This is a genomic window from Bradyrhizobium sacchari, from assembly GCF_002068095.1.
GTDB lineage: Bacteria > Pseudomonadota > Alphaproteobacteria > Rhizobiales > Xanthobacteraceae > Bradyrhizobium > Bradyrhizobium sacchari.
The window spans coordinates 1-16,425 of record NZ_LWIG01000023.1 but is presented as its reverse complement, the minus strand read 5'-3'; the positions used below and the strand labels follow the sequence as shown (position 1 = coordinate 16,425).

The window sequence follows — 16,425 nt, the reverse complement described above, 5'->3', positions numbered from 1 at the left end:
GGCGGGCATCGCCAAGCGCGGTGACGAGCAGGTCTTCCAGCACCTCGCGCTCCTCCGGTTTCATCAGCGAGGGATCGATCTTGACGCCCTTGACGTCCATCTTGGCGGTCATGCGCACCGCGACGAGACCACCGCCGGAGATGCCTTCGACCTCCACATTGGCGAGCTGCTCCTGCATCTCCTGCATCTTGGATTGCAGCTGCGCCGCCTGCTTCATCATGCCGAGAAAATCAGCCATCGGTGTTCGTCCTTGGAAAGAATGGCTCAGAGATCGTCGTCGCCGTCGGAACCTTCGGGCGGATCGTCACTACCATAGTCCGCATTAATATTGGATTCCGGCGCCTCGGGGGCAAGCCTGCGGACCTCGACGACCTTCGCACCGGGAAAGCGCGACAGCACTTCCTGCACCCTCGGGTCGGCCTCGGCGGTGCGGGCATGCTCCTGCTTGGCGGCCTGGTTCACCGAGCGCAGCGTCGGCTGGCCCTGCTCGTTCGAGACGATCACGGTCCAGCGCCGGCCGGTCCACAGCTCGAATTTCTTCGCGAGCTCCGAGATCATGGTCTTGGAGGCGTTGGGCTCGAGCGCGACCTCGAGCCGGCCCTCCTCGAAACGGACGAGGCGCATGTCGCCCTCGAGCGCGCCCTTGGTCATGAGGTCGCGCTTCTGGCCCGCGAGCGCCACAAGCTGGGTGAAGCTGGTGATGCGCAGCTGGGGCGCGGCGCCCTGCGGATCGGGCGCAGGCGCCGCCATCTGCGGACGGGCCGCGCCGCCGAACGCCGTCGGCGCTGTCGGCATCCGAACGGGCGCGGCCGACGCCACCGGCGCCGCCGAGGCCATCGGTGCGGCCGGCGCGCTGCTCCGCGCGGCACCGCCGCCGTTCACGACCTGCGAGCCGCCGCCATTCTGCTCCAGCATCCTGATCGCTTCGTCCGGCGTCGGCAGATCGGCGACATAGGCAATGCGCACCAGCACCATCTCGGCGGCCGCCGCGGGCCGGGTTGCGGCCTGCACCTCGGTGATGCCCTTGAGCAGCATCTGCCACATCCGCGACAGCACCCGCATCGAGATCTTCGAGGCGAAATCCTTCGCGCGGACACGCTCGGTCTCGCCATAGGCGACGTTGTCGGCGGTCGCCGGCACGATCTTCACGCGGGTGACGAAATTGACGAACTCAGCGAGATCCGAGAGCACGACGATCGGATCGGCGCCGACATCGTACTGGTCGCGGAACTCCTTGAAGGCAGCCGCGATGTCGCCGCGCGCCAGGGAATCGAAGAGGTCGATGACCCGGGTGCGGTCGGCAAGCCCGAGCATTTGCCTGACGGCGTCCGCCTTCACCTGGCCCGCGGCATGCGCGATCGCCTGGTCGAGCAGCGACAGCGAATCACGCACCGAGCCTTCCGCGGCGCGGGCGATGATGCCGAGCGCCTCGGGCTCGATCTCGACGCTTTCCTTCGCGGCGATGTTGGCGAGGTGCTTCATCAGCACGTCGGCCTCGACGCGGCGCAGATCAAAACGCTGGCAGCGCGACAGCACGGTGACGGGAACCTTGCGGATCTCGGTCGTCGCGAAGACGAATTTGGCGTGCTCCGGCGGTTCCTCCAGTGTCTTCAGGAAGGCGTTGAACGCCGCCGTCGACAGCATGTGGACTTCGTCGATGATGTAGACCTTGTAGCGGGCGCTGGCCGGCGCGTAGCGCACGCTGTCATTGATCTGGCGGACGTCATCGACACCGGTATGCGAGGCCGCGTCCATCTCCAGCACGTCCATGTGCCGGCTTTCCATGATCGCCTGGCAATGCACGCCCAGGGTCGGCATGTGGATGGTCGGGCCCTGCACCGAGCCGTCCGGCATCTCGTAGTTGAGCGCACGGGCCAGGATGCGCGCAGTGGTGGTCTTGCCGACACCGCGGACGCCGGTGAGGATCCAGGCCTGCGGAATGCGGCCGGTCTCGAACGCATTGGATACGGTACGGACCACGGCCTCCTGGCCGATCAGATCGTCGAAGCTGGAAGGGCGGTATTTCCGCGCCAGCACCCGGTAAGGCGCGTTGCCGGCCGGGCCGGCGCTGTCAGGATTGGGAGGGGCGCCAGCGTCGGTCATCGGTCGATCCGCAATGAAATCTCTCTCGGCCGGCTTTTGCGGAAAGGAGCGCGCTGGCGGGGAGCCCGCCGGCGCAATTCGCTCGGAAAAACAGGTAGGAGACTGACGAGCGACCCGATCCGGACCTCGTTAGGGCTGCTTCCTTCCGGACCTGACCCGGTTGGCGAGTGGCTCGTCNNACCGCCAATCTCCCGGTCCCTATTTGGGGCCAAAGGTCACGGAAAGCAAGCGGGTATCGGCCTGAACAGGTTGAGTTTGCCCAGCACACGGGCAAATTTCGGTCTGCCCAGCCGATAGGCTGTGCTTTCGCTGCCGGGACCACCTTGCTAAGAACGCTGCCGGAACTCCATCAAACCAGAAAAGCGATTGATCCCAATGGTTACACGTCGTGATGTTGCATCGATTGTCGGACTTGGCGCCGTGACTGCGGCCGCGCTGGCCGCGCCAGCCGTGGCCCAGACCGCCGATCCGAACGAATCGACCTTCGCCCGCATCCGCCGGACCAAGAAGATGCGGATCGGCGCGGTCGGCGGCGGCGCGCCCTACTACATGAAGGACCTCGCCACCGGCCAGTGGAAGGGCTTTTACATCGACATTGCGAAGGGGCTTGCCGACGACATGGAGGCCGAGCTCGAGATCACCGAGACCACCTGGGGCAATTCGGTGCTCGACCTGCAGTCCAACAAGATCGACATCTTCTTTGGCCTCAACCCGACCCCGAAGCGCGCGCTGGTGGTCGACTTCTCGGTGCCGGTCTTCAACAACGCCTTCGGCATCCTCTGCAAGAAGGACTTCAAGCCGAAGAGCTGGGCCGAATTGAACTCGCCCGACATCAAGATCGCGGTCGACCAGGGCTCCTCGCACGACCAGGTCGTCAGCCGCCTGACGCCGAAGGCACAGATCTCGCGCCTCAAGACCGCGGACGACGCCACCGCTGCGCTGCAGACCGGCCGTGTCGACGCGCAGTGCCTGATCACCATGCTGTCGCTGACCGTGCTGAAGAAGAACCCCTCGCTCGGCCAGTTCGTGCTGCCGACGCCGATCTTCGCAACGACGTCGAATGCCGGCTTCCGCCGCGAGACCGACAAGACCTTCCGCGACTACGTCAACACCTGGATCGACTTCAACAAGGGCCTCGGCTTCATCCGCAACGCGATCATCACGAACATGGAGCTCGTGGGCGTGACCGAGGCGGACATTCCGCCGGGCGTTTCGCTGTAAGCGCAACGCCGTCATTCCGGGGCGATGCGCAGCATCGAACCCGGAATGACGAGATTCCGGCCCCCCCTTCGGGCGCCCCGGAATAACAGTGCGAGGCGTACGACGAGTTAACACACGCATGTATCAGTGGGACTTCGGCATCCTCTGGAGCTATCGCTGGCTCTTTCTCAACGGGCTCGGCGTCACAGTCGGCTTCACCGTGGTCATCGTGGTGCTCGGGCTCGTCTTCGGCCTGTTCGGCGCGTTCGGCAGCCTGTCGCGCTTCAGGGCGCTGCGGCTGACTGCGCTGGCCTTCATCGAGGCGTTTCGCTGCACGCCGATCCTGGTGCAGCTGATCTGGTTCTATTACGCGCTGCCGATCCTCGCCGGCGTCGAGATGACGCCGATCACCGCCTCGGCGCTGGCGCTCTCGCTCTATGGCGGCTCGTTCTACTCGGAGATCATTCGTGGCGGCATCATCTCGATCGACAAGGGCCAGTCGGAAGCGGGCGCCGCGCTCGGCATGACACCCAGCCAAAGCATGCGGCGCATCGTGCTGCCGCAGGCGATCAAGCGGATGATCCCCGCGCTGATGAACCAGTCGATCATCCAGTTCAAGAACACCTCGCTGGTCTCGGTGCTGGCGGTGCCTGATCTGGTCTACCAGAGCCAGGTCGCCGCCCATGACAGCTACCGGCCGCTGGAAACCTACACCGCGGTCGCGGTCGCCTATGCGGCGATCCTGATTCCGCTCACCATCATCGTCCGGCGCGGCGAGAAGCGACTGGCGGTCAGCGAATGAGCGACACAACGAAGATCGAAATCCGGGCCTTGCGAAAGAGCTTCGGCAGCAACGAGGTCCTGAAGAACATCAATCTCGACGTCGCGAAAGGCGGCGTCGTCGCGCTGATCGGACCGTCGGGCTCGGGCAAGTCGACGCTGCTCCGCTGCATCAATCTGCTGGTCGTGCCCGACGGCGGCAGCGTCCGCGTCGGTGATACCCGTTTTGCATTCGGTGCAGACACCAGGCTCCCCGACGTGAAGGCACTGGCAAAATTCCGCGCCACCACCGGCATGGTGTTCCAGCATTTTAATCTGTTCCCGCACATGACGACGCTTCAGAACGTGATGGAGGGACCGGTCACGGTGCGGCGCATGGCCAAGGCCGACGCCGAGAAGCTTGCGCGGGCGCAGCTTGCCAAGGTGGGCCTTGCGGAAAAGGCCGACCAATATCCGGCGACGCTCTCCGGCGGGCAGAAGCAGCGCGTCGCGATCGCCCGCGCGCTCGCCATGGAGCCTGATGTCATGCTGTTCGACGAGGCCACCTCCGCGCTCGATCCCGAGCTCGTCGGCGAGGTGCTCAATGTGATGCAGCGGCTCGCGTCCGAAGGCATGACAATGGTGATCGTCACCCACGAGATCGCCTTCGCGCGCGAGGTCGCTGACCGCCTCATCTTCATGCGCGACGGCGTCGTCGTCGAGGAAGGCCCGGCGCGGCAGGTGATCGACAGCCCGCAAGAAGCCGCGACACGCGCCTTCCTCAGCCATTTCCACCGGACCGGCGCGCTGCCGCCGGCCACGCCGGCATTGTGATGTCTGATATCAATCGCGCCTATCTCGTCACCGGTGCCGCCAGCGGCATCGGCCGCGCCTCCGCAAAGCTGCTCGCGGCCCCCGGCACCGCACTGCTGCTGCACACACGCTCCAACGCCGAAGGTCTCGACGCCACCGCCGCAGAGACCGAGGCGAAAGGCGCTGTCGTGGCAAAGTGCCTCGGCGATCTCGCCGCGGAAGCGGCGGCAAGCGATGCTATCGCAGCGACCCAAACGGCCTTCGGGCGGCTCGATGGATTGGTTCTCGTCGGCGGCCACGCCCGCCGCGGCAGCGCCATCGGTACGCCGGCGGATGAATTCCGCAAGGCCATGGATGAATCGGCGCTGGCCTTCACCCGGCTCGTTCACGCCGCACTGCCGCTGCTGCGTGCGGGGCGCGATGCGCGGATCGTTGCGGTGTCGTCATTCGTCGCGCACGCGATCCGTCCGGAATTCGCACCCTTTGCCGCAACCGCCGCGAGCCGCTCCGCGCTCGAAGCGCTGGTGCGCCTCACCGCGATGGAGCTTGCGACAGACGGCATCACCGTCAATGCGGTGTCACCCGGCCTCATCGTCAAGGACAAGCCCAGCGAAAGCCGGCTCTCGCCTGAGCAGATTGCCGCAACCGAAGCCCTGATCCCGATGCGCCGTCGCGGACGGCCGGAGGAAGTCGCCGAAATCATCGCCTTCCTGGCGTCACCGAAGGCGTCCTACGTCACCGGCCAGGTCTGGCACGTCGATGGAGGCCTGACATGACCGAAGCTACCGTCGCACGCATCAGGCTGTTCCTGATCGAGAGCCCGATCAAGATGGCGCGCCTTCAGGGCGTCGGCAACGTCAAGGGCACCGTGAAACGCGTGCTGATCGAGCTCACCTCCAGCGACGGCGTGGTCGGCTGGGGCGAGGCGGCGCCGTGGGAGGTGTTTACGGGAACGCCGGAAGCGGCGTTCTCGGCGCTCGACATCTACTTGCGGCCGATCGTGCTCGGCAAACCCGTCCGCCGCATCCGCGCGCTGATGGCCGAGCTCGAGCGCGCGCTGGTCGGGCATGCCGAGGCCAAGGTCGGAATCGAGATGGCGATGCTCGACATCGTCGGCAAGTCGTCGGGCCTGTCGGTCGCCGATCTCCTCGGCGGCCGGGTGCGCGACACGATTCCCCTCTCCTTCTCGATCGCCGATCCGGATTTTTCCGCCGATCTCGAGCGCATGCGGAAGATGGTTCCGGACGGCAACGTCATCTACAAGGTCAAGACCGGGGTAAAGCCGCATCGCGAGGACCTCGATCACCTCGAGGCGATCCGCAAGGAGTTCGGCGACAAGGTCGATCTACGCGTCGACTACAACCAGGCGCTGGCGCCGTTCGGAGCCATCAAGATCCTGCGCGATGTCGAACAGTTCGCGCCGACCTTCATCGAGCAGCCGGTGCCGCGCAAATATCTCGACGTCATGGCGCAGCTCACCGCCGCGCTGGAGACGCCCGTGCTCGCGGATGAGAGCTGCTTTGACCGCCGCGACATGATGGAGGTGGTGCGCCGCGAGGCAGCCGACGCCGTCTCGATCAAGCTGATGAAGGCCGGCGGCCTATTCGAGGCGCAGTCGATCATGACGATCGCCGACATCGCCGGCCTGCCCGGCTATGGCGGCACGCTGTGGGAAGGCGGCATCGGGCTTGCCGCCGGCACGCAGCTGATCGCGGCCACATCAGGCATCTCGCTCGGTTGCGAATTCTACATGCCGCACCACGTGCTGACCGAGGACGTACTGGAAGAGCGCGTCGCCAACCGCGCCGGCCACGTCGTGGTGCCCGACGGCCCCGGCCTCGGCATCCGAGTCAGCGAAGCCTCGGTGCGCGCCAATGCGCGGGTGCTGGCGGAGGGGTAAGGATTGCGAGCTGAGCCTCACCTCTCCCCCGCTCGCGGGGAGAGGTCGGAATTCAAACGAAGTTTGAATTCCGGGTGAGGGGGTACAGGTCCCTCGACGATCTCACGTGTGGAGAGAGCCCCTCACTCCACTCCTCTCCCCGTAAGAACGGGGAGAGGGAGAAGAAAGCGACGACCGTGTATGCAGCTAGAGCGGAGCCCCAACCTTCCCCTCCCCAACTCCCTATCGTATGGTCGCACCCAACAGCCCGTTCCCCATCGGGCCATCCGGAAACGCATATGCCCGAACCCGCCTGGTCGCTGCACTCCCGCCTGAAAGAGGACACCATCGACATCGGCGATCTGCCGCTGTCGAAAGTGCTGGTCATCAAGGACGCGCATTATCCCTGGCTGCTGCTGGTGCCGCGGCGGGTGGACGCGGTCGAGATCATCGATCTCGACGAGGTGCAGCAGGCGCAGCTGATGACCGAGATCTCCCGCGTCTCGCGCGCGCTGAAGGAGATCACCAAATGCGACAAGCTCAATATCGCCGCGCTCGGCAACCTCGTGCCGCAGCTTCACGTCCACATCATCGCGCGCCGCACCAGTGACGCGGCCTGGCCGCGTCCGGTGTGGGGCGTGATGCCGCCCTTGGCGCATGATGCCACTGAAGTTCAGAATTTCATCAGCGCGCTTCGCCGAAAAATCTGGTTGGGTTGAAAGAATCGCAATGTCAGCATTCGACGCATTTCCGCTGGGGCAGCCGGCCTTCGTCACCAACGTGCTCGATCGTGCCGCGCATCTGCGCCGCGACGACGAAAAACTGTTCGCGCTGGAGCAGAAACCGTCCTCGCGCGCCTATGTGGTCTATCGCGACTCGCTGCTGGTGAAGCGCGAGGGCGACAAGGTCCGCGCGCTGCTCTCGATCGACGAGGCGCTGAAATGCGGCGCCAATCCCGGCACGATCTTTCTGGGCCTGCGCGACGGCGCGGCCATGTTCGGCATGGGCATGCCGCAGGCCGCCGCCGAGAAACTGGTCGGCCGCGAGGACTACACCGTCACCGAGCTGCGCGGCATGGCGATGCAGGGCGCGATCCCCCCTGAAGAGCTCTCGGCGATCGCAATGGCGAAGTCGATGGTGGGCTGGCATCAACGCCACGGCTATTGCGCCAATTGCGGCGCGCGCAGCGCGATGAAGGAAGGCGGCTGGAAGCGCGAATGCCCTACCTGCAAGGCCGAGCATTTTCCGCGCACCGACCCTGTCGTGATCATGCACGTCGCCTCGGGCGAGAAATGCCTGCTCGGCCGCCAGAAGCACTTCCCGCCCGGCATGTATTCCTGCCTCGCGGGCTTCGTCGAGGCGGCCGAAACCATCGAAGACGCGGTGCGCCGCGAGATCCTCGAAGAATCCGGCATCCGTTGCACCGACGTGCAATACTACATGACGCAGCCCTGGCCCTATCCGTCGTCGCTGATGATCGGCTGCAGCGCGCGGGCCGTGAGCGAGGACATCGTCGTCGACCATTCCGAGCTGGAAGACGCACGCTGGTTCACGCGCGAGGAGGCGGCCCTGATGCTGACGCGGACGCATCCGGACGGGCTCGCCGGCCCGCACCCGTTTGCGATCGCGCATCACCTTCTCGGCCGCTGGGTGCACGACAAGAGCTGACCGCCGATGGCGCCATCTATGATCGCGCCGCGCATCCTCTGCATCGGCATTCCCGTGCGCGATCTCACCTTTCGCGTCGAGGCCGTGCCCGCGCGCGGCAGCAAGGCCAATGCCACGCATCTCGCCGAGATCTGCGGCGGCAATGCGCTCAATGCCGCCATCGCCATCGCGCGGCTTGGCGGCCGCGTTTCGTTCGCGGGGCCGATGGGCGATGCCGGCGAAACATCGAGCGGCTTCATTCTTGAGCGGATGGCCGCTGAGGGGATCGAGACCGACCATATCCTGCGTATCCCGGGCGCGACCACGCCCGTCTCTGCGATCATCATCGATGCGACAGGCGAACGGACGCTGACGATCTATCGCGATCCCGCGCTGTGGACGGTGAAGCTGCCGGGCGCCGACAAGCTGCTCGTCGATTGCCGGGCGGTTCTGGTCGAGAGCCGCTGTGCAGCGTTCTGCGTGGACCTCTGCACCGAGGCGCGCCGGCGCGGCATTCCCGTCATCGTCGGCGTCGACCGCGCGATGTCGTTGCAGGATGGGCTGCTCACCGCCGCCTCGCACCTGGTGTTCTCGAGCGAGCAGGTGCAGGAGACCGCTGGCATTGCCGACGACGGCGATGCACTGAAGCATCTCTCCGTCCTGACGCCGGCCTTCCTCGCCGCCACCCGCGGTCCCGATGGCACGATCTGGCTCGACGAAACAGCCGCGCTGGCGGAGACGCCGGCCTTCCCGGTCCAGGCGGTCGATACGCTCGGCGCCGGCGACGTCTTCCACGGCGCCTTCACCCTTCGCCTCGCCGAGGGTGAGGGGGTGCGGGAGGCGCTGCGATTCGCCGCGGCCGCCGCAGCGCTGAAATGCACGCGCCATGGCGGCGGCCTGGCCGCCCCGCAACGCCTTGAAGTTGAAGAACTTTTGCTCGGAAGGTCCTAGAGCATTTCCACGGCCGCGCCGAGAATATGGGCTTGCCGTGGAAAGATTTTCTCTATATCAGGGAAATACACCCCTGAAATGGAACAAAGTTCTTCAAATGACTGATGCTGCTGTCCAGATCCCCGAGACCAGCCGCCGCCTCGACGCCATCGACCGCAAGATTCTGATGGTACTCCAGGAAGATGCCTCCCTCTCCGTGGCCGAGATCGGCGACCGCGTCGGTCTGTCCTCGACCCCCTGCTGGAAGCGCATCCAGCGCCTCGAGGCCGACGGCGTGATCCTCAAGCGGGTCGCGCTCGTCGACCAGAACAAGATCGGGCTCGGCATCTCCGTGTTCGTGTCGGTCGAGAGCGCCGATCACTCCGATGCCTGGCTGAAACGATTCGCCGAAGCGGTCAGCGCCATGCCGGAGGTGATGGAGTTTTATCGCATGGCCGGCGACGTCGACTACATGCTGCGCGTCGTGGTCGCGGACATGCATGCCTATGACATCTTCTACAAGAAGCTGATCAGCGCCGTACCGCTGAAGAACGTCACCTCGCGCTTTGCGATGGAGAAGATCAAGTCGGTGACGGCGCTGCCGATTCCGGCGGTGGTGGCGGCTTAGCTTTCACTTGTGCCAACCTCTCCCCGCTTGCGGGGAGAGGTCGAATTCGATCGCAGATCGAATTCGGGTGAGGGGGTACAGGTCCTTCGACCAGCTCATGCGCGGAGGGAAGCCCCTCACCCCAACCCCCTCCCCGTAAGAACGGGGCAGGGGGTGGACCGACGCCGGAGCGATAGCTCGGCCTAAATCAAATCGTCTGATTGTACTCGCCGACTTCGGGATGCGTACGCAGCACGCTGTTCACCATCTCGAACATGTCATGCATGCGCCGCTCGGAGACCGGGCTCTCGACCACGACGACGAGCTCGGGCTTGTTGGAGGACGCGCGCACCAGGCCCCAGCTGCCGTCCTCGACGGTGACGCGGACGCCGTTGACGGTCACGAGATCGCGGATCGACTGGCCGCCGATCTTGGTGCCCTTGGCCTGCAGGCCCTCGAAATGCTTCACGACCTTGTCGATGACGCCGTATTTGACCTCGTCGGCGCAATGCGGCGACATGGTCGGCGACGACCAGGTTTTTGGCAGCGCGTTCTTCAAATCAGCCATCGACTTGCCGGGCGCGCGGTCGAGCATGTCGCAGATCGCGATCGCCGACACCAGGCCGTCGTCATAGCCGCGGCCATAGGGCTTGTTGAAGAAGAAGTGGCCCGACTTCTCGAAGCCGGCAAGCGCGCCGGTCTCGTTGGTGCGCCGCTTCATGTAGGAATGGCCGGTCTTCCAGTAGGCAGTCCTGGCACCCTGCTTCTGCAGCACGGGATCGGTAATGAAGAGGCCGGTCGATTTCACGTCGACGATGAACTGCGCGTCCTTGTGGATCGCCGACATGTCGCGTGCCAGCATCACGCCGACCTTGTCGGCGAAGATCTCCTCGCCGGTGTTGTCGACGACGCCGCAACGGTCGCCGTCGCCGTCGAAGCCTAGGCCGACGTCGGCCTTGTGATGCAGCACCGCGTCGCGGATCGCGTGCAGCATCTCCATGTCTTCGGGATTCGGATTGTATTTCGGGAAGGTGTGGTCGAGCTCGGTGTCGAGCGGGATCACCTCGCAGCCGATCGCCTCCAGCACTTGCGGCGCGAACGCGCCAGCGGTGCCGTTGCCGCAGGCAGCGACGACCTTGAGCTTGCGCGTCAGCTTCGGACGAGAGGTGAGATCGGCGATGTATCGCGCCGGGTAGTTCTCGTGGAACTGGTAGGCGCCGCCGGCCTTGTTCTTGAACTCGGCATTGAGGACGATCTCCTTCAGCCGCGTCATCTCGTCGGGGCCGAAGGTGAGCGGACGGTTGGCGCCCATCTTCACGCCGGTCCAGCCATTGTCGTTGTGCGAGGCCGTGACCATGGCGACGCAGGGGACGTCGAGATCGAATTGCGCGAAATAGGCCATCGGCGTCACCGCAAGGCCGATGTCATGCACCTTGCAGCCCGCCGCCATCAGGCCGGAGATCAGCGCGTATTTGATCGAGGCCGAATAGCCGCGGAAATCATGACCGGTGACGATTTCCTGCTTGACGCCGAGTTCTGCGATCAGCGCGCCCAGGCCCATACCGAGCGCCTGCACGCCCATGAGGTTGATTTCCTTCTGGAACAACCAGCGCGCGTCGTATTCGCGAAAGCCGGTGGGCTTCACCATCGGCTCGGATTCGAAGGCGTAGGTGTTGGGCAGCAAGACGGGTTTCGGCTTGGGAAACATTGAGACGGTCTCGTGAAAAGGACAGGAATTGATGCAGCCTTAGCGAATGCGAGGCCGCAGCGGAAGGCGGGAATGAAGGCTTATGGCCGATAATTGCGGCAGTTTGGTAACGGGGACACGCGATCTTGCGCGGGACTTCTGCCCGTTCCGTCCAAAAGTTCGCGCGAATGCCGTTCGTCGGCTCGCCACGGAGCGCGTCACGCGCCTACTGCTCCAGCACCATCTGGCCGTTGGCGTATTCGAAGCGCTTGAGGCGGGACAGGAAGGACAGGCCGAGCAGGTTTTCGGACAGCGCCTCGTCGGGCAGCACCATGGCATCGACATCGCGCACGATGAGGCCGCCGACATCGAGCATGGCGATGCGGGTGCGGGCGGCCTTGATGGTGCCGTTGGCGGTGGAGACGGTGGCGTTGTATTCGCCGCGCGAGGGACGCAGCCCGAAGCGCGCAGCCGAGGTCTCGTTCAGCGCGACGACGGAGGCGCCGGTATCGACCATGAAGCCGATGCGCTGACCGTCGATCCGCCCCTCGGTCTGGAAATGTCCGCGGCCGTCGCGGGAAATCGCGAGGCTGCGGCCTCCGGCCGGCGCTGCGGCGGCAACAGCAACCGTCGTGCGCGGCGCAGACGTGGCGGACGCCGAGCTCATCCTGTCCGCCATCTGCGCCATGAAGGTGCCGAGGCCGATCATGATGGCCGCGAAGATCATAATGTTACGCATCACACCACTTCCGAGCCGGAACGCCCGATTTCACCACGCAACCCGTCCGCCCGCGAGCAACGCGGTGGCCAGAGCTTCGCCATTTTGGCGAAAAGGATGAGCGGACGGTTAATGTGGCCTACAAAACTCACGTCCCGCGCGGTTTCGCCCGCCGGGTCGGCAGTGCGGTCGCGGGATCGTCCGGCCAGGGATGACGCGGATAGCGCCCGCGCAGGTCGGAGCGCACAGCGGCGTAGCTGCCGCGCCAGAAGCCGGGAAGATCGCGCGTCACCTGCACCGGGCGCTGTGCCGGCGACAGCAATTCCAGCACCAGGGGCACCTTGCCGGCCGCGATCGAGGGATGGGTATTGAGACCGAACAATTCCTGCAGCCGCACAGCGATGGTCGGGCCCTGCTCGGCCTCGTAATCGATCGCGAGCACGCTTCCCGTCGGCGCCTCGAAATGCGTCGGCGCCTCGCGGTCGAGCCGCGCGCGCATCTCCCAGGGCAGCAGCGCCATCAGCGCATCGGAGAGATCGCCGGCGGAGATGTCTTTCAGAGCGATCTTGTCGTAGAGCGCCGGCACCAGCCAATCATCGCGCCGCGCGATCAGGCCGTCGTCGGACAGATCCGGCCAGCTGTCGCCCTCGGCCTTGCGCAGGAACATGACGCGGTCGCGCCACTGTTTTGCGGCCTTCGACCAGGGCAGCCGATCGAGACCTGCTGCGATCAGGCCGTCCGCAAAGATGCGCGCGGTGTCTTCCGAAGGCGACACGGCAAGCGTCGCCTCGGAGAGCGTGATCGCGTGCAGCGCGCGCCTGCGTCGCGCACGCAACGCCATCGCGCCTCGATCGAACGAGACCTCGTCGGCACTCTCGATATGCTCGGCAAAATGAAGCTCGATCTCGTCCTGGGTGATTTGCGCCGCGAGCAGAATGCGTCCGCTCGCCGCCGTTCCCGTCATCTCGCCGATCGCGATGTAGGGCGCGCGCGCGAGCGAGGAGGTCTGCTCGACAGCGGCGCCACGGCCATTGGCGAGCACGAAACTGCCATTGCCGCGATTGCGGGCGACGCGGTCCGGGAAGGCATAGGCCAGCATCAGGCCGGTGGAGAGATCATCATCCCGCTGCCCGGCCTTCTCCGACGCCGCGACCTGCGAGGCCCAGCGTCGCGCCAGTTCGCGCGCGCTCGCGGCGCGCGGTGAACGGTCGCGGCGGAACTGGTCGCGGCGATGCTCGAGGTCGACGCTGTCGCCGCCAAGCCCGCGCTCGGTGATGATCGCAGCGATCTCGGCAGCGGCCTCGCCGCTGCCCGCGCGATGCGAATCCACGATCATGCGCGCCAGCCGCGGCGGCAGCGCCAGTGCGCGCAGGCTCTTGCCCTCCGCGGTGATGCGGCCGTCGCCGTCGAGCGCATTGAGCTCGGAGAGCAGGCTCTTGGCTTCCTTCCAGGCCGGCTGCGGCGGCGGATCGAGGAACGACAGCGCGGCGGGGTCGGTGACGCCCCATTGCGCGAGATCGAGCACCAGCGAGGATAGATCGGCGCTCAAGATTTCCGGCTGGGTGTAGGGCGCGAGCGAGGCCGTTTGCGGCTCGTCCCAGAGCCGGTAGCAGATTCCGGGCTCGGTGCGGCCGGCGCGGCCGCGGCGCTGGTCTACCGCCGCACGCGCGGCGCGCACGGTTTCGAGCCGCGTCAAGCCGATATCAGGCTCATAGCGCGGCACGCGGGCGAGACCGGAATCGACCACGATGCGCACGCCTTCGATGGTGAGCGAGGTCTCCGCGATCGAGGTCGCCAGCACCACCTTTCGCGTGCCCTTCGGCGCCGGTGCGATGGCGCGATCCTGCACGGCGGCATCGAGCGCGCCGAACAGCGGAACGATCTCGATGCTGGCGTCCTGCACGCGCTCGGAAAGGAAATTCTGAGTGCGGCGGATCTCGGCGGCGCCCGGCAGGAATGCCAGCACCGAGCCGCTGTCGGCGCGGAGCGCAGATGCGATGGCATCGGCCATCTGCCGCTCGATTGGCGCATCCGTCTTGCGGCCGAGATAGCGCGTCTCGACCGGAAAGGCGCGGCCCTCGCTCTCGACGACTGGGGCATCGCCGAGCAGCTTTGCGACGCGCGCGCCGTCGAGCGTGGCGGACATCACGAGGATACGCAGATCCTCGCGCAGGCCTGTCTGCGCATCGCGCGCGAGCGCAAGGCCCATGTCGGCATCAAGCGAACGCTCGTGGAATTCGTCGAACAAGATCGCGGCAACGCCTGACAACTCGGGATCGTCGAGGATCTGCCGGGTAAAGATGCCTTCGGTCACGACCTCGATGCGTGTCGCGCGCGAAATTTTCGAGCCGAAGCGGACGCGGTAGCCGACGGTCTCTCCGGCGCGCTCGCCCAGCGACTTGGCCATGCGGTCGGCGCTCGCCCGCGCGGCGATGCGGCGCGGCTCCAGCACAATGATCTTCTTGCCCTTCGCCCAGCGGGCATCGAGCAATGCCAGCGGCACGCGTGTCGTCTTGCCGGCGCCGGGAGGCGCCACCAGCACGGCCGCATTATGCTGATCCAGCGTGCGCGAGAGATCCTCGAGCACGGCATCGATCGGCAGGGGTGTGTCGAAGCTACGGGGCAAAGTCTCAGTCCGTCATCGCCACCTTGCGCGCAACTGCACGAGGTGGACGATCCAGTCAATTCAGATCCCGGCCATTCCGAAGATCTGTGTGTACTGGATACCCCGCCTTCGCGGGGTATGACAATCATGTGTAACGATCAGCCCTGCGACGAGCGCCCGACGCTCTCATAGGTGAAGCCGGCGGCCGCCATCTCTTCGGGGCGGTAGATGTTGCGGAGATCGACGACGACCGGTTGGGCCATGGTTGCCTTGAGCCGGTCGAGATCGAGCGCGCGGAACTGGACCCATTCGGTGACGATGACCAGCGCGTCGGCGCCTTGCGCGCAGGAATAGGCGTCCTCGCAATAGGTGATGGTGGGCAGCTCACCCTTCGCCTGCTCCATGCCGACGGGATCGAAAGCTTTGACCTTCGCACCCATGTCGATCAGCCCGGTGACCAGCGGGATCGACGGCGCATCGCGCATGTCGTCGGTGTCGGGCTTGAAGGTGAGACCGAGCACGGCGATGGTCTTGCCGCGCAAGGAGCCGCCGAGCGCATGGCTGACTTTGCGCGCCATCGCGCGCTTGCGGTTCTCGTTGACGGCAAGGACCGACTCGACGATGCGCAAGGACACGTCATAGTCCTGCGCGATCTTGATCAGCGCCTTGGTGTCCTTCGGGAAGCACGAGCCGCCGAAGCCGGGGCCGGCATGCAGGAACTTGGTGCCGATGCGGTTGTCGAGGCCGATGCCGCGCGCGACCTCCTGCACGTTGGCGCCGACCTTTTCGGAGAGATCGGCGATCTCGTTGATGAAGGTGATCTTGGTCGCCAGGAAGGCGTTGGCGGCGTATTTGATCATCTCCGCGGTGCGGCGCGCGGTGAACATCAGCGGCGCCTGGTTCAGCGACAGCGGGCGATAGATGTCGCCCATCACCTTGCGGCCGCGCTCGTCGGAGGTGCCGACGACAACGCGGTCGGGGAACTTGAAGTCGCGGATCGCCGCGCCCTCGCGCAGGAATTCGGGGTTGGAGGCGACGACGACGTCGGCCGCAGGGTTAGCCTCGCGGATGATGCGTTCGACCTCGTCGCCCGTGCCGACCGGCACGGTGGACTTGGTCACCACGACGGTGAAGCCGGACAGCGACTGCGCGATCTCCTTCGCGGCGGCGTAGACGTAGGACAGATCGGCGTGACCATCACCGCGGCGCGAGGGCGTGCCGACCGCGATGAACACGGCGTCGGCGTCCGCCACCGGCTTGGACAGGTCCGTGGTGAAGTCGAGCCGCTTGGCCTTGACGTTGGTTGCGACCAGCTCGTCGAGGCCGGGCTCGTAGATCGGAATCTCGCCGCGGTGCAAGGCCGCGATCTTCTTCTCGTCCTTGTCGACGCAGGTGACGTCGTGACCGAAATCCGCAAAGCAGGCCCCGGACACCAGTCCCACATAGCCCGTTCCGATCATCGCGATGCGCATGAAAA

15 protein-coding genes and 1 other RNA gene are annotated in these 16,425 nt (G+C 65.7%); 9 read left to right on the top strand and 7 right to left on the bottom strand.

What is annotated here, in order from left to right; all coding sequences use genetic code 11:
• The 3 genes from A5906_RS23690 to ffs form a co-directional block, all read right to left on the bottom strand.
• Nucleotides 1–238: YbaB/EbfC family nucleoid-associated protein (locus tag A5906_RS23690; RefSeq protein ID WP_080137713.1), on the bottom strand; the 238-nt coding region annotated here is incomplete at its 3' end.
• A gap of 26 nt (nt 239–264) precedes the next feature.
• Nucleotides 265–2,103, bottom strand: coding sequence for a DNA polymerase III subunit gamma/tau (locus A5906_RS23685; RefSeq protein WP_080137712.1), 1,839 nt, complete (start codon nt 2,101–2,103; stop codon nt 265–267).
• A gap of 94 nt (nt 2,104–2,197) precedes the next feature.
• An RNA gene (ffs, locus tag A5906_RS23680) (signal recognition particle sRNA small type) lies at nt 2,198–2,295 on the bottom strand.
• Between the two features lie 183 nt (nt 2,296–2,478).
• Here ffs and A5906_RS23675 point away from each other — a divergent pair.
• The 9 genes from A5906_RS23675 (at nt 2,479) to A5906_RS23635 (ending at nt 9,959) form a co-directional block, all read left to right on the top strand.
• Nucleotides 2,479–3,324 (top strand): transporter substrate-binding domain-containing protein, encoded by an 846-nt coding sequence (locus A5906_RS23675; protein WP_080137711.1) that lies wholly within the window; start codon nt 2,479–2,481, stop codon nt 3,322–3,324.
• 118 nt (nt 3,325–3,442) lie between these two features.
• Nucleotides 3,443–4,105, top strand: coding sequence for an amino acid ABC transporter permease (locus A5906_RS23670; RefSeq protein WP_018643450.1), 663 nt, complete (start codon nt 3,443–3,445; stop codon nt 4,103–4,105).
• Nucleotides 4,102–4,896: an amino acid ABC transporter ATP-binding protein gene (locus A5906_RS23665; protein WP_080137710.1), complete on the top strand. Its 795-nt coding sequence runs from the start codon at nt 4,102–4,104 to the stop codon at nt 4,894–4,896. The genes A5906_RS23670 and A5906_RS23665 overlap by 4 nt, the downstream gene beginning before the upstream one ends.
• A complete protein-coding gene (locus tag A5906_RS23660; RefSeq protein ID WP_080137709.1) occupies nt 4,896–5,651 on the top strand; it encodes an SDR family NAD(P)-dependent oxidoreductase in 756 nt (251 codons plus the stop codon). Before A5906_RS23665 ends, A5906_RS23660 begins: the two co-directional genes overlap by 1 nt.
• Complete coding sequence (locus A5906_RS23655) at nt 5,648–6,775, top strand: muconate cycloisomerase family protein (protein ID WP_080137708.1); 1,128 nt, start codon at nt 5,648–5,650, stop codon at nt 6,773–6,775. The genes A5906_RS23660 and A5906_RS23655 overlap by 4 nt, the downstream gene beginning before the upstream one ends.
• Nucleotides 6,776–7,053: 278 nt before the next feature.
• The gene (locus A5906_RS23650; protein ID WP_080137707.1) at nt 7,054–7,473 is read left to right on the top strand and encodes an HIT domain-containing protein; all 420 of its coding nucleotides are present in this window, start codon (nt 7,054–7,056) and stop codon (nt 7,471–7,473) included.
• Between the two features lie 10 nt (nt 7,474–7,483).
• On the top strand, nt 7,484–8,422 hold the full coding sequence (nudC, locus tag A5906_RS23645; RefSeq protein ID WP_080137706.1) for an NAD(+) diphosphatase: 939 nt from the start codon (nt 7,484–7,486) through the stop codon (nt 8,420–8,422).
• Nucleotides 8,423–8,428: 6 nt separating this feature from the next.
• The gene (locus tag A5906_RS23640) at nt 8,429–9,352 is read left to right on the top strand and encodes a sugar kinase (protein WP_080137705.1); all 924 of its coding nucleotides are present in this window, start codon (nt 8,429–8,431) and stop codon (nt 9,350–9,352) included.
• A 97-nt stretch (nt 9,353–9,449) separates the two neighbouring features.
• Nucleotides 9,450–9,959: an Lrp/AsnC family transcriptional regulator gene (locus A5906_RS23635; protein WP_080137704.1), complete on the top strand. Its 510-nt coding sequence runs from the start codon at nt 9,450–9,452 to the stop codon at nt 9,957–9,959.
• A 187-nt stretch (nt 9,960–10,146) separates the two neighbouring features.
• On the opposite strand, the gene A5906_RS23630 is transcribed toward A5906_RS23635, so the two are convergent.
• The 4 genes from A5906_RS23630 to A5906_RS23615 form a co-directional block, all read right to left on the bottom strand.
• Nucleotides 10,147–11,646 (bottom strand): phosphomannomutase/phosphoglucomutase, encoded by a 1,500-nt coding sequence (locus tag A5906_RS23630; protein WP_080137703.1) that lies wholly within the window; start codon nt 11,644–11,646, stop codon nt 10,147–10,149.
• Between the two features lie 205 nt (nt 11,647–11,851).
• The gene (locus A5906_RS23625) at nt 11,852–12,364 is read right to left on the bottom strand and encodes a TIGR02281 family clan AA aspartic protease (RefSeq protein WP_080137702.1); all 513 of its coding nucleotides are present in this window, start codon (nt 12,362–12,364) and stop codon (nt 11,852–11,854) included.
• 127 nt (nt 12,365–12,491) lie between these two features.
• A complete protein-coding gene (hrpB, locus tag A5906_RS23620) occupies nt 12,492–14,969 on the bottom strand; it encodes an ATP-dependent helicase HrpB (RefSeq protein ID WP_080137701.1) in 2,478 nt (825 codons plus the stop codon).
• A gap of 137 nt (nt 14,970–15,106) precedes the next feature.
• Nucleotides 15,107–16,420, bottom strand: a complete 1,314-nt coding sequence (locus tag A5906_RS23615; protein ID WP_080137715.1) for a UDP-glucose dehydrogenase family protein — start codon at nt 16,418–16,420, stop codon at nt 15,107–15,109.
• Between the last annotated feature and the right edge of the window lie 5 nt (nt 16,421–16,425).